This is a genomic window from Succinivibrio sp., assembly GCF_045124615.1.
In the GTDB taxonomy this organism is placed as follows: Bacteria; Pseudomonadota; Gammaproteobacteria; order Enterobacterales; family Succinivibrionaceae; genus Succinivibrio; species Succinivibrio faecicola.
This window is the reverse complement of record NZ_JBGVMC010000196.1, coordinates 1-19500: the sequence shown is the minus strand read 5'-3', so window position 1 is coordinate 19500 and position 19500 is coordinate 1. Positions and strand designations below refer to the sequence as shown.

The 19500-nt window shown below is 34.4% G+C and carries 20 protein-coding genes; 11 read left to right on the top strand and 9 right to left on the bottom strand.

Annotated elements, in window-relative coordinates; all coding sequences use genetic code 11:
* Positions 1 to 78: 78 nt before the first annotated feature.
* On the bottom strand, positions 79 to 387 hold the full coding sequence (locus tag ACJML3_RS05120) for a hypothetical protein (RefSeq protein WP_406021196.1): 309 nt from the start codon (positions 385 to 387) through the stop codon (positions 79 to 81).
* A 40-nt stretch (positions 388 to 427) separates the two neighbouring features.
* Here ACJML3_RS05120 and ACJML3_RS05115 point away from each other — a divergent pair, with 40 nt between their 5' ends.
* The 3 genes from ACJML3_RS05115 (at position 428) to ACJML3_RS05105 (ending at position 1658) form a co-directional block, all read left to right on the top strand.
* Complete coding sequence (locus tag ACJML3_RS05115) at positions 428 to 646, top strand: hypothetical protein (RefSeq protein WP_406021194.1); 219 nt, start codon at positions 428 to 430, stop codon at positions 644 to 646.
* A gap of 286 nt (positions 647 to 932) precedes the next feature.
* The gene (locus tag ACJML3_RS05110) at positions 933 to 1247 is read left to right on the top strand and encodes a hypothetical protein (protein ID WP_406021192.1); all 315 of its coding nucleotides are present in this window, start codon (positions 933 to 935) and stop codon (positions 1245 to 1247) included.
* 24 nt (positions 1248 to 1271) lie between these two features.
* Entirely contained in the window at positions 1272 to 1658 is a 387-nt protein-coding gene (locus tag ACJML3_RS05105) for a hypothetical protein (RefSeq protein WP_406021191.1), read from the top strand.
* Between the two features lie 148 nt (positions 1659 to 1806).
* Here the strand turns inward: ACJML3_RS05105 and ACJML3_RS05100 are convergent, their stop codons facing one another.
* Positions 1807 to 2622, bottom strand: a complete 816-nt coding sequence (locus tag ACJML3_RS05100) for a hypothetical protein (protein ID WP_406021189.1) — start codon at positions 2620 to 2622, stop codon at positions 1807 to 1809.
* 367 nt (positions 2623 to 2989) lie between these two features.
* Here ACJML3_RS05100 and ACJML3_RS05095 point away from each other — a divergent pair, with 367 nt between their 5' ends.
* Positions 2990 to 4195: a type III PLP-dependent enzyme gene (locus ACJML3_RS05095; protein ID WP_406021187.1), complete on the top strand. Its 1206-nt coding sequence runs from the start codon at positions 2990 to 2992 to the stop codon at positions 4193 to 4195.
* 88 nt (positions 4196 to 4283) lie between these two features.
* On the opposite strand, the gene ACJML3_RS05090 is transcribed toward ACJML3_RS05095, so the two are convergent.
* Complete coding sequence (locus ACJML3_RS05090) at positions 4284 to 4664, bottom strand: cupin domain-containing protein (RefSeq protein ID WP_406021185.1); 381 nt, start codon at positions 4662 to 4664, stop codon at positions 4284 to 4286.
* A 124-nt stretch (positions 4665 to 4788) separates the two neighbouring features.
* Between ACJML3_RS05090 and ACJML3_RS05085 the strand changes: the two genes are divergently transcribed.
* A complete protein-coding gene (locus ACJML3_RS05085; RefSeq protein WP_406021183.1) occupies positions 4789 to 5196 on the top strand; it encodes a winged helix-turn-helix transcriptional regulator in 408 nt (135 codons plus the stop codon).
* Positions 5197 to 5202: 6 nt separating this feature from the next.
* Here the strand turns inward: ACJML3_RS05085 and ACJML3_RS05080 are convergent, their stop codons facing one another.
* The gene (locus ACJML3_RS05080; RefSeq protein ID WP_406021181.1) at positions 5203 to 6291 is read right to left on the bottom strand and encodes a hypothetical protein; all 1089 of its coding nucleotides are present in this window, start codon (positions 6289 to 6291) and stop codon (positions 5203 to 5205) included.
* Between the two features lie 160 nt (positions 6292 to 6451).
* Between ACJML3_RS05080 and ACJML3_RS05075 the strand changes: the two genes are divergently transcribed.
* Positions 6452 to 7798 (top strand): ATP-binding protein, encoded by a 1347-nt coding sequence (locus ACJML3_RS05075; RefSeq protein WP_406021179.1) that lies wholly within the window; start codon positions 6452 to 6454, stop codon positions 7796 to 7798.
* Between the two features lie 50 nt (positions 7799 to 7848).
* A complete protein-coding gene (locus ACJML3_RS05070) occupies positions 7849 to 10047 on the top strand; it encodes a DEAD/DEAH box helicase (protein ID WP_406021177.1) in 2199 nt (732 codons plus the stop codon).
* On the opposite strand, the gene ACJML3_RS05065 is transcribed toward ACJML3_RS05070, so the two are convergent.
* From ACJML3_RS05065 to ACJML3_RS05045, 5 genes are all read right to left on the bottom strand, one after another.
* A complete protein-coding gene (locus tag ACJML3_RS05065) occupies positions 10040 to 11698 on the bottom strand; it encodes a hypothetical protein (protein WP_406021175.1) in 1659 nt (552 codons plus the stop codon). The genes ACJML3_RS05070 and ACJML3_RS05065 overlap by 8 nt on opposite strands.
* Before the next feature lie 175 nt (positions 11699 to 11873).
* Positions 11874 to 12506, bottom strand: coding sequence for a TetR/AcrR family transcriptional regulator (locus ACJML3_RS05060; RefSeq protein ID WP_406021173.1), 633 nt, complete (start codon positions 12504 to 12506; stop codon positions 11874 to 11876).
* Positions 12506 to 13615, bottom strand: a complete 1110-nt coding sequence (locus ACJML3_RS05055) for a hypothetical protein (protein ID WP_406021171.1) — start codon at positions 13613 to 13615, stop codon at positions 12506 to 12508. Before ACJML3_RS05055 ends, ACJML3_RS05060 begins: the two co-directional genes overlap by 1 nt.
* A 201-nt stretch (positions 13616 to 13816) precedes the next feature.
* Positions 13817 to 14707 carry a 50S ribosomal protein L11 methyltransferase gene (gene prmA / locus ACJML3_RS05050; RefSeq protein WP_406021169.1) on the bottom strand — a complete coding sequence of 297 codons (891 nt, stop codon included), beginning with the start codon at positions 14705 to 14707 and terminating at the stop codon, positions 13817 to 13819.
* Complete coding sequence (locus ACJML3_RS05045; protein WP_406021167.1) at positions 14694 to 16127, bottom strand: hypothetical protein; 1434 nt, start codon at positions 16125 to 16127, stop codon at positions 14694 to 14696. The genes prmA and ACJML3_RS05045 overlap by 14 nt, the downstream gene beginning before the upstream one ends.
* Before the next feature lie 252 nt (positions 16128 to 16379).
* Here ACJML3_RS05045 and tatA point away from each other — a divergent pair, with 252 nt between their 5' ends.
* From tatA to ACJML3_RS05025, 4 genes are all read left to right on the top strand, one after another.
* Positions 16380 to 16565, top strand: coding sequence for a Sec-independent protein translocase subunit TatA (gene tatA, locus ACJML3_RS05040; protein ID WP_406021165.1), 186 nt, complete (start codon positions 16380 to 16382; stop codon positions 16563 to 16565).
* Positions 16565 to 16999, top strand: a complete 435-nt coding sequence (locus tag ACJML3_RS05035; RefSeq protein ID WP_406021164.1) for a hypothetical protein — start codon at positions 16565 to 16567, stop codon at positions 16997 to 16999. The genes tatA and ACJML3_RS05035 overlap by 1 nt, the downstream gene beginning before the upstream one ends.
* Complete coding sequence (locus ACJML3_RS05030; RefSeq protein ID WP_406021162.1) at positions 16992 to 17351, top strand: twin-arginine translocase subunit TatC; 360 nt, start codon at positions 16992 to 16994, stop codon at positions 17349 to 17351. The genes ACJML3_RS05035 and ACJML3_RS05030 overlap by 8 nt, the downstream gene beginning before the upstream one ends.
* Positions 17352 to 17574: 223 nt before the next feature.
* Complete coding sequence (locus ACJML3_RS05025) at positions 17575 to 19134, top strand: ISAs1 family transposase (protein WP_406021160.1); 1560 nt, start codon at positions 17575 to 17577, stop codon at positions 19132 to 19134.
* Positions 19135 to 19500 lie beyond the last annotated feature (366 nt).

The following is a 19500-nucleotide window of genomic DNA, read 5'->3' as shown; positions in this document are numbered from 1 at the left end:
AAAAAGGGATTTACGAATTATATGCTGACGGCACAAAAAAATATGTACGTTTATTTTCCTGAGAATAGGAAATAGGTATTATCTTTCTATGTCCTTCTTTTTGGTGACCTTGTTTTTTGTTATTTCTTTTACCGCTTTTTCAAGTTTTTCCTTTATCTCTTCATTGGAAGAAAATAATGTGTATTTACCATTATTCTTTTCTAATGCAAGGTTATAACCAAAAGTGTTGTCATATACGTATGCTGTATCAGCTTTATTTAAGAGCTTTGGAAATAATGAATGAGCTCTAATATATCTTCTTGAAATATCTTCATCTGAAACAAAATGACCTCCCATTTTTACTCTTTGATTTACTCTAGTAATATGCAAGTCAACGTTTGGTAACATAAAATAGACCAACATGACTCTGTATTTCAAAGAATGAGCTTTGTCAATTAGTTTTAGAGTGGTTTCAGATGTCGCTGTAGTCTCTATACCAAAGTCAATTCCTTTTGAAAAGGCATATTCTCTAGCCTTAACTGCTTGTTTCCCTGCTTTGAGATTTATTCTGTTTTGTATATTTCGTGGAAGATCATTTATAGATTTTGCCCCTAATTCTATTGCTAATTCTTTAGCATATACATCAGGATTTATGATCGGTATATAATTGGTGAATCTAGGATCTGATTCATAGGTAGAAGTTACGCATCACTGAATATTTTTAGTTTTAATACTTGATAAACAAGCCAAAGTGATTCAAAAGATGAGACTAAATCAGAAAAAAGTTAAATCGTTCGATATTTTGACTTAAATTGACTAAAAAACATCGACAGATAAAGTCTATAACCTTATCTGTTAATGTTCTTGGAAAAGTGAGGATAAATTATTTTTTCTGTCTGAAATTAAGACTTTTTTCTGCCTTTCATGTGTGACTTACAAACATTGAGGTGAATATGAGAATACCAGAGAAATTACCAAATCCTCCAAAGTATAGGGATTTCCCAGAAATGACAAAAGAAGAGTGGGAGGATTATTACGCTTGCAGAGAAAAGTATGATATTGAAATGACGGAAGAAGAGAAGGAAAAAATCCGAAACGAGGCATACTCAATTTTTGAAAGTGGTAAAAAAGAACAAGCTTTACAGTTGCTAATGCAAATACCTGTAGAACCTTTTATTGCAATAGCTTCAAAGACAGCAGGTGGTTTTAATGCCATAAAATACTTAAACCTGTCTGATGCCAAAAAGGTGTATCCTAATGAGTTTTAACACATCTAACGTAGATTCAGATCAATGGTTTTCTTCAAGACTGCAAAACTTTCCGTTTGGGCAATTAGATCCAGTAATATCCCTAACGACAGATTAGGTGCTAAACAGATTTACCTACTCTATAGACTCAGATGGACTATTGAACTGTTTAACAAAGCAAATAAACGCAGTAACTGCTTAAAAAGCATTAACTCAGCTAATGAGAACATCATTCTCTCTTTCATCCTGTTGTCTTTAGCTGTTTCAATCATCAAAACCTTTACCGGTCTTAAATGTGCCAAAGGAAATAGTTTTGAATGGATTTCTATGCTAAAGCTCCATAAACAGAATGACTGCTTTGAGGTTTTATTCAATGCCCTACTTTTTCGCAAGTCGTCCACTGTATATCAAATTTTAAGAACTTCTCGATGACATAGCTCTGCGATGTAAATGAACAAAGCCATCTAATCGAGATATTGTTAACTTAAAAGATCTGCCTACTTAGTATGGCAGATCGTTAACCAACCAAACCCTTCTGCTAAAATTGCTTAAGGTCTTGGGTATGATTTTCTTAAAGACCTTATAAAGCCATTTCTTCGATATTAATCTTTAGATCGTTACAGATTTTTTCGACATCTGGATCTAATTCATCAGTATCAATGCATTCAAAATCATCAGTTTTTATATCGCCATGAAACTGCAGTTCAAAATACTTAAACTGAGGAACCATATCTCCAAATAGATCATCAATTTTGAAAAAGTTATCAACTGTAATTTTCTTATCTATTATTCCTTTTGCAATAATTTCAAGGTTCTTAAATGTTCCTGCATTGTGTGGTGCCATTATAATGTTTTGCAATGGATGATTAGGGAAAGATACAATGCAACTTGCTTTAGGATTATCAAGATAGCTTGGTACTAAAAAATTATAACTTCCAAAATCTAATGTTGATCCAACACTTATTGTAGTTCTATTAAAAAGTTTCTCTTTTTTTAATCTAATGACACTCATTCCATACTGAAATCCCATGTCAGCAGTGGCAAAAAAGTTCCTTCTTCTGTCTTTACATGAAAGATATCCAAATCTTGGGTAGTCTGAGTCTTTTAATTCTTCTGTGTTACAGTTAAACAGGTGCACTGTACTGTTTATACGGGACTTTCCTCCGCCAAAGCTTGCAGATCCTGATGCTTCTAAAGCATTCTTTAGTCTTCCTGATAATAAGATCTGTTTAAGCGTTTGTGTATGAACTCTTACGTAGAACTCGCCTTTTTCAATTATCTCTTTTAAAAAAGGCTCAATAATTGAAGCTAAAGTTTTGTAGTTAGGATGTGCCTGTAATGATGAGTAATAGTTCTTTTCATATTCATCAAAGTTCTTTAATGTTGCAATTGCCATTTTGTTCCTTGTATAGATAAGAGTGATTACATACTTATTATAATAATAAGATCTACAGAAAAATTTGAATAGTTCAAAAGTTAAAGGCAAGGTCAAAAAAAGAATTCTTCTTAATTTACAAAATAATTAAAAAACAGGCGTGAAAGAAACGTATTTTGATTTTAAACCTGTATTGTATTGTATTGCTATTTTTACAGTGATTTGCACTACATTGGTGCTAATAAACTAATTTAAAAAAAGTATTGTCATATTTATCATAATTCCTTAAAGTTGACGCCGCAAAAAAAAACAACGCCGGTCACATTGTTTGGCCGGGATTTTTTATCGGAGACACAAAGGTCTCTAAGTCGAGGTGTACAATAAGACAATGAAACAGTCACTTTTAACTAATGCTGACTTAAAAAAAGCCGTTAAAAAATTCGGTTCTCCATTCTTAATTCAGGATCTCTCCAAAGTACAGAACCAGTATCTTCAACTAAAGCAAGCCTTGCCTAATTTCAGACTTCACTATGCTGTAAAACCACTACCTGACGCTAATGTTATAAGAGCATTAAAATCAGTTGGTGCAAGTTTTGATCTTGCAGGAAATGGAGAAATAGATCTTGTAAAGAGTCAGGGGGTATCTCCTAACGATTGCATTCATACGCATCCTATCAAAAAAGACAGTGATATTCGTTATGCATTGGAATTTGGCTGTTCAGTATTTGTCTATGACAATCTTTGTGAACTTAAAAAATTCATTCCATACAAGAAGAATGTTCAGTTACTTTTAAGATTAAGTTTCCCAAATCCAGAAACTCCTGTAGATCTATCAAAGAAATTCGGTTGCACTCCAGATGAGGCAATGGATCTGCTAAAGGCTGCCTGTGAACTTGGAATTAACGTTGTTGGACTTTCTTTCCATGTTGGTTCACAAGCACCTAATCCTAAGCGTCATGTTGAAGCTATTGAAACATGTAACGGTATCATTCGTCAGGCTCAAGCAGATGGAATTGACCTTAAGATCCTTGATATTGGCGGTGGATTCCCTGTTGATTATTTAAATGCTGAAGATACTGATATTGATGCATTCTGTGCTCCAATTCGTGAAGCTTGCAACAAGCTTCCTGAGAATCTAGAGCTTAAAGCAGAGCCTGGCCGATTTATTGCAGCACCATGCATGATTTCTGTTTCATCAGTTGTTGGTGTTTCTCGTCGCCAGGATGTTCCTTGGTACTATGTAGATGACGGCGTTTATGGAAGCTATAGTGGTCAGATTTTTGATCATGTTGTATATCCAAAATCTGTAGTTGCTGACAGTCCACTAACTGAAAAGTGTGTACTTGCAGGTCCTACTTGTGACAGTATTGATATTCTTGCTGAGGGAATCAATTTACCACACCTAAAGGTTGGTGATCTGCTTGTTGGCAGAATGATGGGGGCTTATACATCAGCTACAGCAACAGAGTTCAACTTTATTCCAAAAGCAAGAATCATTTCTGTTGAGTCTCTTGAAAAACTTCATGAAGAGTTAAATTCAGAAGAAGATTCCAATACAACAGAAGAACAATTGCACAAAGCTCGCTTAGCTTAAATTCAAGTAACAAGGCGGAGAAATCTCCGCCTATTAACAACAATATATATTATCTTTTCCAATCATTAGTCTTGGTCATAGATAAGCACTAAATCTTCCATTCAATAGTTTTATCTATTGCACCATCACCGTATGTAAACTGAGTTAGTGAATTCTCCTTGCACTGAATGCACAAAAAACGTATGCCGTTTTCGTTTGCTTTTATGCATCTTTTAGCAGATGGAGACATTCTGAATACAGATCCTTTTTCAACTTTTATAGTTTCACCATCTGCGTATACAAAACCTGAACCTTCTAGCACTATATACACTTCCTCATTCTCTTTGTGGTAATGAAAAAATGGGACCTGAGTATTTGGTGCCATATTATTAATAGAAACTTCACATCCTGTGAGTTTTAAAAGATCATGCAGTTCTGTTCTATCTGCATTGAGATCTAGTGATTTAAATGTGCAAGATTCATTTCTCATTTTTATCTCCTTTATATGTCGGTATGTTTACTGTATATTGTTGAATTATTATTTATTGTTTGACTAAATGTAAGATACAAATAAATTTATTAGCCACAAATAATTTTCTTTGTAAGGATAAAAAATGTATCAGAAGAAAAAGCAAGAAGATATTCGTTGCCCGCTTGAGTACGCCATTTCTCTAATAAGTGGAAAATGGAATAGTCGAATTCTCTGTGTTCTTCATACACATGGTACTGTAAGATATTCAAAGATCAGAGATGAGCTTGTATCAGTTTCCGACGCTGTATTAAGTGCAACTTTAAAAGAAATGCTAAATAAAAATCTGATTGTAAAACATGTTTTATCAACAGAACTGACACCTCATGTTGAGTATAGTCTTTCAGATTATTGTAAAACTCTTCTACCTGCACTGCAGGAGCTATGTAAATGGGGAGGTGTCTATTTTACAAGTCATGATAAGAGCATTCCTTTATGTAAAAGATGCGGTTGCAATACAAATATGAAAAATATGCCAAATGCAGTTTTGTAAGAATCATTATGTGTGTCTTAATCCGAAAACGAAGCTGATACTGCTTTCTTTTTCAATTTCCTTAGGTTTGTTCTGATCGACAAGTTCATAATCTGGATTGTCATAATCAAATTCATTTTCGATATTATCAACATCCAGATCTTTTTTTCTGTATCGAAGTTTTCGAACAAGTTCTCGTTCTGTCTGGCAATTATCAACAATATCCATTCCTACAATAAGGGTAATAGCGTCCATTATTTTTGTAGTTTTATGAGCAATCTTTATATAAACAGTCTCATTTTGTTCTTTATCAAGAGGCATTACTCTTATCAGTTTGGAGTTTTGAATTGCCTCTTCAATTACATTAAGAGAGGATACTTTATGCGTTTGTGATAAGTAATGATTTATGCAATAAAGAAAGCTCTGTTTTAATATATGTTTAAAAATTGCAATATAACTATCCTTATCAAAGTTTGTTTTTATTGCAGCGCAAAGGATGTCATATTCTTTTGCAACAGTCTGATACCATGGAAATCTGATTCTATCTAATCGTTTTATAAATTTCTCAAAACGAGTTCTTGTATTAAAGATAATTTCCTTACATTCATCATCCGTTTTTCGTTCAAGGAGCAGATCAACCTTTTCATTAAAAAATGCATTTGATCTTTTAAGGGTAAAGGCCTCAGGAATAAGATATTCAAGCATCATATGAAATACTTTTTCCTCGATATTAAAAGCCAAGTCCCTGTAGTATTTTCTTTGAAGGTATTTGAAATAATAATGAAGGTTTAAATATGCATCCCAGAACCTTTTTAACGGTTCGTTTGCATAATAGGTAAACTGGTATCCATTGTTAAGATTGGCAGATAGCTCATTATCCTGAGCTTTTATTGTCAGGTTTTCATATATTCGCTGTTCAGCTTTTGCAATTTCGCCTTTATTTTTCAGTTCTTCTTTTAGATGTTCAACAAAGAGTGGATCTTTTTTGAGTAAATCTTCTAATCTACCAAGTTTATCGATGGTCTTTCTTACAATTTTTCCATCGCTCTTTCTTCGCCTGTTTTCGACTACATATACGTATTTGCAGTTACGAACCATTCTTATCTGAACATACATAAATGCACCTTTATTGTGTAAGAAGTTATTTTTAGTATAGAAAAGAATGATTTTTTTGAGAAATTCAAATATTGAATATGATACATACGGTATTAATTATTCTCTACATAAAGAAAACATGTTATATAATATGCAGTTTACATTTTTTTTAGGAGTTACCATGGCAAACATCAGACCAAGGGAACGTGCTGCAATTATCCAATCATTAAGAGCGGGTGTTACTCCACGAGCAGGACTTGAATATATTCAGGTTGGAAGAGTTAATGAAGTAAAAGCTCTAATCGAAGACATTGATAATATTATTCAAGGTGGCAGTGCCTTCAGAATGGTTATTGGTGATTTTGGTGCTGGTAAATCCTTCTTTCTTCAGCTTATCCGCTATATTGCGCTAGAAAAGGGGCTGGTTGTAATCAACGCTGATTTATCCCCTGACAGAAGAATATTTGCATCATCAGGTCAGGCAAGATCTCTTTATAAGGAATTAACAAGAAATCTTGCAACAAGAGCTCATCCAGAAGGCAATGCTATGGTTCCTCTTGTAGAGAAATTCATAACAGAGCAAAGAAGAATTGCTGATGAGACTGGTCGTGATGTAGAGCAGGTAATTAAAGAAAAGCTTTCATCTCTATCAGAGCTTGTAGACGGCTATGATTTTGCTCAGGTAATTGCTAAATACTGGCAGGCATATAACGAAGGCAACGAAGAGTTAAAAGGCTGTGTAATCCGTTATCTTCGTGGAGAATATACAACTAAGGCAGATGCAAGAAAGGATCTTGGTGTAAGAGCAATAGTTGAAGACTCAAATGTTTATGATCACATTAAGCTCTTATCAAGATTTATAACCCAGGCTGGATATAAAGGCCTTTTAGTTAATCTTGATGAAATGGTAAATCTGTACAAATTACCATCTCAAAGGGCAAGAACTTCTAACTACGAGCAGCTTTTAAGAATATTAAATGACTGTCTTCAGGGATCAGCTCAGAACATTGGTTTTATGTTCGGTGGAACACCTGAATTTTTGATGGATCAGAGAAAAGGTCTGTATTCATATGAAGCATTACACTCAAGACTTGCAGAAAATACCTTTGCAAAAGTAGCAAATGTTGTTGATTACAGAAGTCCTATTCTTATGCTTCAGAATCTTTCTCCTGAAGAAATTTTTGTTCTGCTTTGCAATATCAGAAATGTATTTGCATCTGGTAAGAGTGAAAACTACCTTTTACCTGATGAAGCGTTAAAAGCTTTTTTAGTACACTGTTCAAAGAATATCGGTGATGCATATTTCAGAACACCAAGAAATACAATTAAGGCATTTGTAGATCTTTTATCAGTTATCGAGCAGAATCCTGATCTTTCATGGCAGGCACTGATTGGCTCTATCAAGATTGAATCAGAAACAGATACCTCATTAGTTACAATAGTAAAAGGTCAGACTCTGTCATCAGATGAAAATTCTTCATCTCAGGATGATGAGGATGACGATGATCTGACTTCATTTACATTATAGATATGAATGCACAAAGCCTCGAATTACTAGATCCTTCGCTAATCAGATGGATGCATAAAAAAGGTTGGCAGTCTTTACTACCCATTCAAGAGTTGGCTGTTAGGCCTATTCTCGAGGCTAAGAGTGATGTTATTATTTCAGCTTCAACTGCAAGTGGAAAAACAGAAGCTGCTTTTTTACCAGCAATAACAGCAATTCACAAAAATCCTGAAAAAACAGGAATCAGGATTTTATATATCAGTCCACTAAAGGCTCTGATTAACGATCAGTGTAGAAGATTAGAGCAGATGTGTGAATTTAGTGCTGATAATGTAACTCCATGGCATGGTGATGTTAGTGCAAGCAAGAAAAAGAATCTGAAAAACTCTCCATCTGGAATCATCCTTACAACACCTGAATCTTTAGAATCAATGCTTATTAACCATGTTCAATGGATTAAAGAAAGCATGAAGGATTTAAGTTATGTTGTAATTGATGAGTTCCACGCATTTATGGGTACTCAAAGAGGATACCAGCTCCAATCTCAGCTTCATAGATTAGAGAATCTTATTGGTAAGTTAATTCCAAGAATTGCCCTATCTGCAACATTTTCTGATGCTAGCTCTGTTTCATCTTATTTAAGACCAAATTCTAAAGTACCTTGCAGAATTATTACAGCTCCAAAGGGGGCAGAAGATACTTTAAGTGTCCAGATAAAAGGCTATGACAAACCTTTTGAGCAGGATTCTTTTTTTAAGGATAATCAAAATGATGATAATTCCTTATCAGAGCAGTTACAGGAAACATCTGAAATAAAGGCTGGCTTTGAAGAAAATGCTTATTCAAAGATATCAGATGATATCTTCAGACTGCTAAGAGGCAAAAACAATCTTGTCTTCTGCAATTCAAGATCTGCTACAGAAGAAATTGCAGCAAAACTTGAAATGAAGTGCTCAGAGAATTTTGTACCAAACGAATTTTTCCCTCATCATGGCTCATTATCAAAGGATTTAAGAGAATCACTTGAATACAGACTGCAGGAAGGAAGATGGCCTACAACAGCGATCTGTACAGCTACACTTGAACTTGGTATTGATATTTCAGATGTGAATTCAATAGGACAGGTTGATCATCCTATTTCAGTAGCGTCATTAAGACAACGTCTTGGAAGAGCTGGCCGTCGTGATCATAAAGCTGTATTGAGAGTTTTTCTTCCTGAAGGTGAGGACAATCCAAATCATGAGGAGCTTTATGAAGATACTATCATGACAGTTGCTATGATAGAGCTTCTTCTTGAAAGGTGGTATGAACCTCCTTTATCTCATGAGTATTCGTTTTCAACACTTCTTCAGCAGACTCTGTCTGTTATTGCATCTTTTGGATCAGCTAGTGCAAAGTCACTTTATGAACTTTTATGTCAGACAGGACCATTCTGCCTGTGCACACCAAAAGTATTCAGTGCATTTTTAAGATCGCTTGGAGAACACGATCTGATTGTACAGTTAAACGATGGTTCACTCACTTTAGGATTGAATGGTGAAAGTCTAGTTTCAGAGTGGAGCTTTTATGCTGCCTTTGATACACCTCAAGAATACCTGATTGAACATGACGGTCATATAATTGGATCAGTACCTTTAAACTATGAACTTGAGGTAGATTCTACTTTTCTTTTTGCTGGTAGAGGCTGGAGAGTTGTTTTCTTTTCATCAAAGCGACATGTTATCAGCGTTAAACCATATCAGTATGATGCACAGCCTTTAACCGTAAATGGTGCTTCAGGAAAAATCTATGACATCATTCGAGAGAGAATGCAGGATATCTATCTGAACAAAAAGGTTCCTTCTTATCTGAATAAAAAAGCAAAAGAGCATCTGTTAAGAGGAATAGCGCTTTTTAATAATTTTGGGCTTGAAAAACGTCATTACTATGAAGGAGCAAAGGGTATTTCCCTATTCCCTTGGAAAGGCGATAGAGTAATGCAGACTATTGTTCTTTTATTGAAAAAAGAGAATATAAAAGCCAGTCTGTATAAATCCCATATTGAACTTGAATTTGTTCCTATGGATTCTCTTAAGGTTGCAGTTTTTAACCTAATAAACAATTCGGAAATAAATCCAGTAGATCTGGTAAAGAAGATCCACCATCTTGATAGAGATAAGCATGATGAATATATCTCTCAAGAATTAAAACAGATGGCTTATGCTCATAGTGAGCTGGATCTTCAAGGTGCTATGGATTTTCTTTACATTCTTAAAAAAGAACTTAGTTAAGAATTTCGATTAAAGCATCTGTAATTTTCTTTAAGTGGTCTTGAATAAATCTTGCCATATATTTGGTTACAACATTTTTGGTTTCTGGCCCCTTTACGCAGATGACAACTTTTTTGAGAATTTTGAAGTAATCATCAAAAAAGGTTGCATTGAAAAGATCCTGAGACAGTTGAAAATCTATTTTTACCGCTTTATCTCTTGCAAATCCGTTAATATTATCCAAGCATCTTTTTATAGTTGAGCATTCATTTATAAGTAATCTCTTTACCTCTTCATTTGATGATGCAAGATGAGCTAAGTCCTCTATCTTTTGTATATATCCATCAAAATATTCATGAGCTTCCTCAATTGTATCTCCCACAATAAAGATTTTGTCTGCATCATCATAGAAATCTTCATTACGCAAAAAGAAATCATGGTACTCTTTAGGTTCTGTACTAGGTTCGATATTAAAACCAGAGAGAGTGGTCTCAAATGATTTGACCAATCTTTCTCTTTTTTCAAAATTCTTTTTATTTTCCGCATTCAATTCAGCCAGAGTATTTTCAAAACTATGAGTCTTGTTTTCATTTTCAATTTTATCAAGATAATGCTTTTCTACTGTTTCCTTGTAATCGTTCATAAAACGGTTAATTACACTTTCATTTTTATTTACATAGTAAGTTACAGCCTGTCGAATATTAGTATTAAGCAGCAGTTCCTTGTCGTAAAAATAAGGTTTATTTTTTAACTCCTCGTTTGTATCCCAGTCTTTAGGTGTATGAGTTTTTCCTATAAAAACAGGTCTTATAGCTTCTAGATACTGATCGTCACATTCTGCATTTTCAAGGCATACACATATTGATTTTTTTAGGATCTTAAAGAGAATATCGTCTTCTTTTATACAAAAGAGGTTATATATCATCTCTTTGTTATCAAGTTGCTCACGGGTATCCTTAACTAAGGAATTTGCAATGATCAGTCCTGTTTTTAGAATTTGAATATGATCCTTTTTGCACTCTTTGTAGATTTGCTTAATATTGAGAATATCGTTTTTTAAGATAAATTCTCTTAATGTTTCATTGATAGGATTGTATTCAACCTCATTTTTGCTATCTTCGTTAGATTTAACTATAAATGAATGTAAAGCTCTTCCAAGGCAGTATGTAGTTGCGCTGAGCATGATCATAAGAGCTGCATCTTTTACAGAGTTATCCTCAAAATAATATGAGTTGTTTTTTCCAATTTTCAGTGCATACAGTATGATCTTATAGCTTAAGGCAAGAATAGAACCTTTAGATTCGTTTGTATTTAGAGGTCCAAAGAAATCGTTGAGTCTGTCAGTATAAAGCAGAATATGATCATCTGATAAATGGGATGTTTCCTTTATTAGCGCGACTGTGCTTATAAACTGATCCTGATAATTGAATCCTGGGTTAATTTCAAATGTGTCATAGTTTTCTTTTGTCTCAGGATTTGTCTTAAGATTTGTTTTATCCTTTAGTACAAGGTATTCAAGCTCATTAAAGATTTTTGTATGACCAATATCTTTAATGAGCCTTTCGCTCACTCTTTTTTCAATATTGAGATTTACTCTTTTATCAATTAAGTAGCACAAATCCTTAACATCAAGAAAGAGTCCTTTGTTTTTATATTTTTTTCTAAAAAGCATATTTAATCTCCTAAATTTATCATGATGATACGACAGAGATTTTTTTTTGCTATCTTTAAAATGGCGCAAAACGCCAATTGAAATGAATTTGTTTTTATAAATCAAAAAGATGTGATTTTGAACTTTTGAAAAAAATGGCCACATTCAAAGATGTGGCCTAAAGTATGTGTATTCTTTATGTAAGGAGACTTTTATACACGAGGCTAAAGGAGTAATTGAGGAAAGTATCTATACTTTCCTGGCTAGATAATTCAATATAATTTCTCTTGTTTGCTGTAATTGAAATTATTCCTGAAATCATTGCCCACATTGCAAATACAGTTGAGAAATCTTTTAGATCCTGTTTGAAGATCTTTTTTTCTTTACCTTCTTTTAGATAATCATAAATTAAGGCGTTAATTTTCTTACCAACTTCATAGCATTCTTTTTCTTCGCCTGTAAAGTCACTAAGATCACCGACAACTCTTATTTCCTTTTGTGTTAAGGCAAAATAGAAAGGATACTGCTGCTGATAATTGTATAAAGCCATACATAATGAAAAGAATCTTTCTTCAACACTCTTTTCTTTGTTTTGCATTTGTACACTAATGATCTCATACAGTGTATTCATACTTCTGAGAACTAGATAAGATACAAGCTGCTCTTTATCTGCAAAGTAGACATACAAAGTAGCCTTACTGTAGCCTGCAAGCTTAGCAATTTCATTCATTGATGTATTATCAATACCTTTAGATGAAAACAGTTCATTAGCTGCATTTGCTATTGCCTGTCTGTGAACAGTAGGCTCCTCTTTTTTTCTTCTGGCCATTAATCCTTTACTACCTCAATGTATTTATCAAGATTTCTACGCAGACGGTGGTTTTGTAAATATTTTTCTGCATAACCAACTCTTAATATCATATCAGTATCTGTCTGTTTGTTTAGAATTTTATTGATTCTGTTTATACTATCTTTATATTCAATAGGAGCACTTATTGGGTGAACCTCAACATTGTTGTCTGTCAGGAACATCCATAATTCCATAAGCTCCATTCCATGTATTACTTTAGATTTAAAGTCGTCTCCATAACTTTCGAGTAAAACAAAAGCCGGAGCGCTGTCTATCTGTTTGTTAATAATGCTGACAGTCTGTTTTGAAAATGTTTCAGTTAAAACAGTACTTGAGTTAACAAAAAGGTAATAGAAAAACTTTTTTAGTCCTCTCAAACCTAGCTGTTCGGCATTGAGTCCATCCTGTTTTTCTTTAGATTCATCATCTGAAAATCTCATATATGATGCAAGCTCTGCTACAGCCATTTTATCGTAGGACTGTCGTTTTACCGTATCTTTTATGAGAGTAGTTAGGTCGTTATAGGATTTATCCTTTTTTTGTACAAGAATAACATTATCTGATACAGCAGATAATTTAGTAACAAGATCTTTATCAAGCATCCTGTCTGTAAATATCTGCTTATCAGAATGTCTTTTAGTTAAAGAATTAAGAATAGCATGATTAATATCTCCTGTATTATCCTTTAAAAAAGTAAGTAAAACCTGTTTTGATTCTTCCTGTATGGTTGTGATTGTTTTGTAATTGAATGCTTTAAAAGCCATCTCTAATGCTTTTACATAGCATCCAATAGAGATGTAACTTTCCCTGTTTTCTTTATCGATGACTTTTAATGTTCTGGAGTCATCTAAAGTGATATAAATCGTATTGATGGATGGGTTTATTTTTACCTTCCACATCTGGGCATTATGGGAACTTGGGGCAAGGGATGCATAATACAGAACTTTTTGTATCTGATCATCAACGCCCTTGAGATTTTTGCTGGTTTTAGGGGTAAATTCTGATGCAATAAATTCAATATATGCAAGGAATGCACAAACTGCAGATATCAGAATTCCAGCTATAAGCAAAAGGTAATGATTTTTCATAGTGTCTTGAAATCTTTTTAATATAATTAAACCGTTGGTCTAATTATTCTTCAAAAGGGGGCGGTTGTCAATAAATAATTGTACCGCAAGTTCAATTATTTATTTAATTGATTGAATAATAAAAGAAAAAAGTTTAAAAATAATAAAGCCCCGATATGCTATGTGTCATATCGGGGCTTTTGAAGAAAAAGATGTGAATTTCTACTTTCTTGTGCCAGTTAGTAAGGCCCATCCGTCCTTATCTTTAACCTTGTTCATAATGAAGTCTTTTGAGTATGCCTCAATTACCTCATCTGCTTGCTCTGTCAGGATTCCAGAAAGTGCAAGTAATCCACCTGATGCTGTCAGATCTGCAATTACAGGCTCTAATTGTGCTAGAGGACCTGCAAGAATATTTGCTACAGTTATCTGTGATTTTGGAAGATCAAGTTTCTTGTCTGTACCCATGACAAGTTCTAATCTGTCATCGACATCATTTCTTTTTGCATTTTCTAAAGATGCCTGCAAAGCCTGCTCATCTATATCAACGCCCATGGCTTTTTTTGCACCAAGCTTTAATGCTGCAATAGCAAGAATACCTGAGCCACAGCCGTAATCTAAAACAAGCTTGTCTTTCAGATCAAGCGAATCAAGATAGCCAAGGCACAATGCAGTTGTTGGATGTGTACCTGTACCGAATGCAAGACCAGGATCAAGCATAACGACTACAGAGTTTTCTTCTTCAACCTTTAGCCATGATGGGCAGATCCATAAATGTGAACCAAATTTTAATGGCTTGAACTGATCCATCCAAGCTCTGATCCAGTTCTTATCCTCAAGATGTGTTGCTGCCATAGGAATATGATCGCCTAAAATTGCCTTTAATTTTGCAAGAATAGGTTCAGGATCGGTTCCCTTATCTAAAAGACCTGTAACCTCAGTGTTAGGCCATAAGCGTCTTTCACCAGGTTTTGGCTCTAGAATAGGAGAATCTTCAGCATCTGTATAGCTTACAGCCAGTGCACCTAACTGTTCTAACAGTTCTGCAACAGCATCAGAAAAGCTGTTTGTTGTTCTGATTTTGATCTGTATCCAGTCATTATTTTGTGTCACCTGTTTTCTCCTTTAGGGAATGGACATATTGTGAAATATTGAATTCTTTTGCGACCTCATTATCATCGCTAATATAATTTAGTTCATTAGCAATAATGTTTCTTATTCTAAGTTCGATGATATTCGCATCCTGTTTCAGGCTTAGTCTAATTTCATTCTTTGATCTTAAAAATCCGACTCTTCGCTTACCAAGAACAAGCAGGCCATGCTGAGATATTTTTGAAAAGTCTTTTACTTTTACGTATAGATCTTCACCAATCATCATAACTGACTGCAGATTGCTTCGTCCTCCTAGATTTTTAAGAAGACCGATAAGTAATAGCTCAGGAGAATCTATTTGATTGAGTTTGAATCCTGCAGTCTGGTTTCTGTATTTAAATTTTACTCTCAGATAATTGATCATACTGATTTTAGAGAGTACAGACTGAAAGACAACAGGAATAGCAATGGCAAAGAAAATAGCTGAAAAATCATGTACATGCATATTCATTAAAGCCATATTCCTAAAGATCATGTCAGGTATATAAAGCTGCTCAAAACCAGTTAATGCAGGGATCTGAAGATATAGACAGACAAAGAAAACAAAGATTGAACTTAATATAAGAACAAGCATTGTTCCTTGATAAAACATCAAGATGATTGCAAGTTCAAGGCTGATGCAGGTTCCATTTTTTGCTGTTATACAAGTTATTAGGGCAAGAAATAGCAAGAATAATCTTGAGAAACCGTCTTCAAATGCTGCTTTTGCAAAAATAACAGCAGGAAATGAAAACATGTTTACTAGAATAACACTATTAAGAATAGCATTAGTTGTCATGGATTCAGACTGCATTGAAGCTAAGTTGTTCAAAAGAGGACTGAATCCTAAAGTAAGCATTACTTCATAAATAGGTACGTAAATGCACGCTAGCATCGAGTCTACAAATACAGAAGTAAAAGTAATTACGATAGAGTGTTCGATATTTCTTACAAGAACAACAAATATGAGTAGCATCAGTGAAGGTGTAATGATGATACCTAATGCTTTTCTTAAAAGAGAGCCGAATTTTAATGTATCAACCTCTGCTTCTGCATCAGAATTTGGCAACAAGAAAAGAGCAGCCGACAGAGATGCTACTACCCAAGGTGTGGGTTGTGGAAATAAGGTAGGATAGAACGTGATACATACTGAACTAATCAGTACATAGTTAAAACCGATTGCAATAAGCTGATAAAAACGGTTTATACATGGAATAAGACAGGCTACAGCTATTGCGAAAAATCCAGGTAAAACATTTCTTGATAAAGTGAGAAGAATGGCTTGAAGATTATAGTTAAGCCCTGTAGGAATTCGTCTGTCAAAAGCAAAGGCTATTATTGCCAAAAGACCTAATGGTAATAGCAAAAAAAGAGCTCGTTGCTTATAGATATTCTGTTTCATTTCTGTCTCATTTGGATGTTTGCTCAATTTTAGCAAATTTATTAGGTAATCTGTAAAAATATAACGAGATTTGCTGTTTTTGAAGAACCTAAAAATAGAGTAAATCAGCACAGAATTTGCGCAAGAGAATATCTTTTTTGGAAAGATGTGTATTTTTTATGTGCAAAGTTAGCTGTCATCTACCCATTTTCTTGCATCTTGTAACTCATCTGTCGATACTTGAAACTGTAAATAAGAATAGGAGATTTAGTTATGGGTGCAATGTCCATCTGGCACTGGCTGATTTTACTTTTAGTTGTTGCATTAGTATTTGGAACATCAAAACTAAAAAACATAGGCAAAGATCTTGGTGGTGCTATTCAAGGTTTCAAAGAAGGAATGAAAGAATCATCTGATACTCAAAAAAACGATAAAAAAGATTCTATCGAGAATAAATAATGAGTTTTATCGGTCTTGATGAGATCATGATTGTTGTCGTGATTTCTCTTGTAATTTTAGGTCCTTCTAAAACATTTCAAGTTGCTTTCTATATAGGCTCTCTTTTTGGAAAAGCAAAAAATTATGCAGTTATGATTCAAAAAGAGCTTGGTCTTGAAGAGCAGAAAAAATCGATAAATAGTGTGGTTTCTGATTTTTCAGGAGCTTTAAAAGATCCTCTTGTATCAAAAGTTCCTGTCCATACAGATAAAAGAATGTGGACTGTCAAAAAAGAAGATTTTTCAGTGCAAAACCAAGACACTTCGCTTAAAGAAGATAAGTCTTCAAATGAAAATGATCTTTTAAAGAGACTTAATGATCTGGAAAAAGAGCTTGCCTCAATAAAAGCTGCGATAAATGAAGGACACGCAGAGGTCAGAGTTAAAAATGAGTGATAGGGCATCAGAACAACTTAAAAGCATGAGCATAACGGAGCATCTTTTAGAGTTCAGAAAAAGGCTTATGCTTATCATTGCAGGAATTGTTGTCTGTATAGCAGTACTGTCTCCATTTATGAAAGAGTTGTTTGATTATGCGTCAGCTCCTATTATGAGTATCCTTCCTGACAATTCGCAACTGCTTGCAGTAGGTGTTACAGCTCCTGTGATGGGACCACTTAAAGTACTTTTATTTTCTGCATTTTTTATTTCATTACCATATACCCTTTATCAGATTTGGGCATTTGTAGTTCCCGCCTTATATAAAAAAGAATACGATAAAAAAATCATATCGATCGCCATCACATAATTAGAGATGGTTAAATTCAATCAGCAGCAGGCCTGTCTGAGTGTTCTTTTACAACAAGTTTTATTTCAAAGTTAGTATTTGTTTCGCATATTTAGTGTGATCAAAAGATCACAGCCTATGAAAATTATGTGATCTATGGATCACAGATCAAGATTTTTCTTGCCATAAGAGCTGAATTCTGATCAAATACTGAAAGTTTCTGTTTTATTTATGGTGTCTTCAAATGGAATCAATGCAGGAGTTTAAGGAATTAGAGGAGTATGCCTTAGCGCACACTCGCTTTAATGCACCTTCAGACTCTGAAGATGATTTCATTGAGCAGTACGTAAAAGTCTTGAATAAGAGAGGTTACTACGAAGGTGACTATCTGTTTGATGAATACATGGACTACGTCTATAGAGCAAAGCAAAAGGTAGAAAGATTCATCAAAAAATGTCCTGAAAACTTTGCTGTAATGGCAATGAGACAGGATCTTTCAAGAAAATACTTTCAGTATGATGATAGAGATCCTGATTTTGTAGTCTATAACTCCGATGTAGTACTCATGGTAGTACTTTGGTCATCTTTATGCGGAAACAAAGACTGTAAAGAGCACGCACAGTTCTGGTTTGAGCATAATCCAATACTGCAGTACCTAATACCTGGAATGCCATCTCCAAGATGGATGATATCAGCAGAAACCATAAGATTCTTTCTGAAGATGATACCAGATGATGAGTTTTCATCGATGTTCAGGCAGTATTTTGGTGATATACGCATAAAGACAAAAGAGCTCTTAGATAACATTAAAGCCTCAATTGAAGATATGGATGAAAATCCTCTATCTGAGTATCGTCACCTTATAGGAGGTGACGGACAGGAGCTTAGAAGCTCGTATAGAAGAGGTGAATCAAGCCGCAAGAAAAAAGGAGCTCACAGGGTAAGTCTTTTTGACTGTGACAGTCGCTGTGTCATTGATTACACTCTTGTTAAGCAAAAGAACAGCGAAACACAGGCATTTATGGCTATGCTTGATAAATGTCACATCCATAATGATGACATCTTTTATGCTGATGCTCTGAACGCCAGAAGAGAGTTAATCGAGTTCCTTAATTCCCGCAACCTCGACTGGATATTCACTATCAAAAACAATTGTGGTAACAAAACTACAGTTGAAGCTATCAGCAATTTCCTTAATGAGAATAAGGATTGCGGTGAACACTTCCATTATGAGTTTTCTAAAAAGGAGAGCTCACGCATTGAGACAAGGTATTATGATATTGTTCCTGTGCAGAAGCTTGAAGGCTATCAGTTAAGCAGCATACATCCTAATACAGGAACTGTAATTAGAGTAAGAAAAATTGTAAGAGCACACTTAAGAGACGATAAGAAAAACTCTGTTGAAAGAAAGCCTTCAGAATCTGTGCTGTATTACATCTCAAGCCTTAGCTACACAGAAGATAACTGCAGACAGCTAGTTCATTCACTGAAGAAACGCTGGCTTCTTGAAACACAGCATAACATCTTAGACACTGTTCTGCTTCAGGATAATCAGCACTGCTGTGATGATAACCATTTAGCTTCACTTGTAGGTCTTAACAGTATGGTTATGAACGTTACAACATTTTGTAGATCGAAAATGTCACAAAGAGGTTTTAGTAACGTAGTACACCGCAATGCAAAGACTGCTGCAAGGGCTCCTCTTATTACCTACAAGAGAGTATTCTCTGTATTTGCTCTGCATCCTCTGCTTGCGATGCAGTATCTATGTGAATACTTTAGCACGTCTCCTGTCGAAGAATAATTCTCACATCCTCATTTGTAATCAGAAGTTTAATATTCTGAGGAAACAGTATTCCTGCAAATCTGAAAAACTAAAGTTATACACCTCAACTTTGAGATAAAATCAGTTGTAAAAGAGCACTTCATAAGGCTTGCTTATGAAATTGAAAAATAAACGGCTTTGTTCACCGATTTATGTGACAAAGATCGTTATCATTTGTTTGTCGTATTAAAAGAACATTTTGATTTTTAATTTATTTGAGTATAGGTTTTCATATGATACATCGTATACTGCTGACATTGCTTCTCTCTTTAGTGTTCGTATTTAATGTATCCTATGCAAGACCAGTTGTAAAAACTCCTGTAGGCTATATTGAAGGCAGAGAGA

Bases quoted from the DNA above. Each gene is read 5' to 3' on its own strand.
- ACJML3_RS05120 (WP_406021196.1), bottom strand. From the start codon at position 387: ATGTTACCAAACGTTGACTTGCATATTACTAGAGTAAATCAAAGAGTA.
- ACJML3_RS05110 (WP_406021192.1), top strand. From the start codon at position 933: ATGAGAATACCAGAGAAATTACCAAATCCTCCAAAGTATAGGGATTTC.
- ACJML3_RS05105 (WP_406021191.1), top strand. From the start codon at position 1,272: ATGGTTTTCTTCAAGACTGCAAAACTTTCCGTTTGGGCAATTAGATCC.
- ACJML3_RS05100 (WP_406021189.1), bottom strand. From the start codon at position 2,622: ATGGCAATTGCAACATTAAAGAACTTTGATGAATATGAAAAGAACTAT.
- ACJML3_RS05095 (WP_406021187.1), top strand. From the start codon at position 2,990: ATGAAACAGTCACTTTTAACTAATGCTGACTTAAAAAAAGCCGTTAAA.
- ACJML3_RS05090 (WP_406021185.1), bottom strand. From the start codon at position 4,664: ATGAGAAATGAATCTTGCACATTTAAATCACTAGATCTCAATGCAGAT.
- ACJML3_RS05085 (WP_406021183.1), top strand. From the start codon at position 4,789: ATGTATCAGAAGAAAAAGCAAGAAGATATTCGTTGCCCGCTTGAGTAC.
- ACJML3_RS05080 (WP_406021181.1), bottom strand. From the start codon at position 6,291: ATGTATGTTCAGATAAGAATGGTTCGTAACTGCAAATACGTATATGTA.
- ACJML3_RS05075 (WP_406021179.1), top strand. From the start codon at position 6,452: ATGGCAAACATCAGACCAAGGGAACGTGCTGCAATTATCCAATCATTA.
- ACJML3_RS05070 (WP_406021177.1), top strand. From the start codon at position 7,849: ATGCATAAAAAAGGTTGGCAGTCTTTACTACCCATTCAAGAGTTGGCT.
- ACJML3_RS05065 (WP_406021175.1), bottom strand. From the start codon at position 11,698: ATGCTTTTTAGAAAAAAATATAAAAACAAAGGACTCTTTCTTGATGTT.
- ACJML3_RS05060 (WP_406021173.1), bottom strand. From the start codon at position 12,506: ATGGCCAGAAGAAAAAAAGAGGAGCCTACTGTTCACAGACAGGCAATA.
- ACJML3_RS05055 (WP_406021171.1), bottom strand. From the start codon at position 13,615: ATGAAAAATCATTACCTTTTGCTTATAGCTGGAATTCTGATATCTGCA.
- ACJML3_RS05045 (WP_406021167.1), bottom strand. From the start codon at position 16,127: ATGAAACAGAATATCTATAAGCAACGAGCTCTTTTTTTGCTATTACCA.
- tatA (WP_406021165.1), top strand. From the start codon at position 16,380: ATGGGTGCAATGTCCATCTGGCACTGGCTGATTTTACTTTTAGTTGTT.
- ACJML3_RS05035 (WP_406021164.1), top strand. From the start codon at position 16,565: ATGAGTTTTATCGGTCTTGATGAGATCATGATTGTTGTCGTGATTTCT.
- ACJML3_RS05030 (WP_406021162.1), top strand. From the start codon at position 16,992: ATGAGTGATAGGGCATCAGAACAACTTAAAAGCATGAGCATAACGGAG.
- ACJML3_RS05025 (WP_406021160.1), top strand. From the start codon at position 17,575: ATGGAATCAATGCAGGAGTTTAAGGAATTAGAGGAGTATGCCTTAGCG.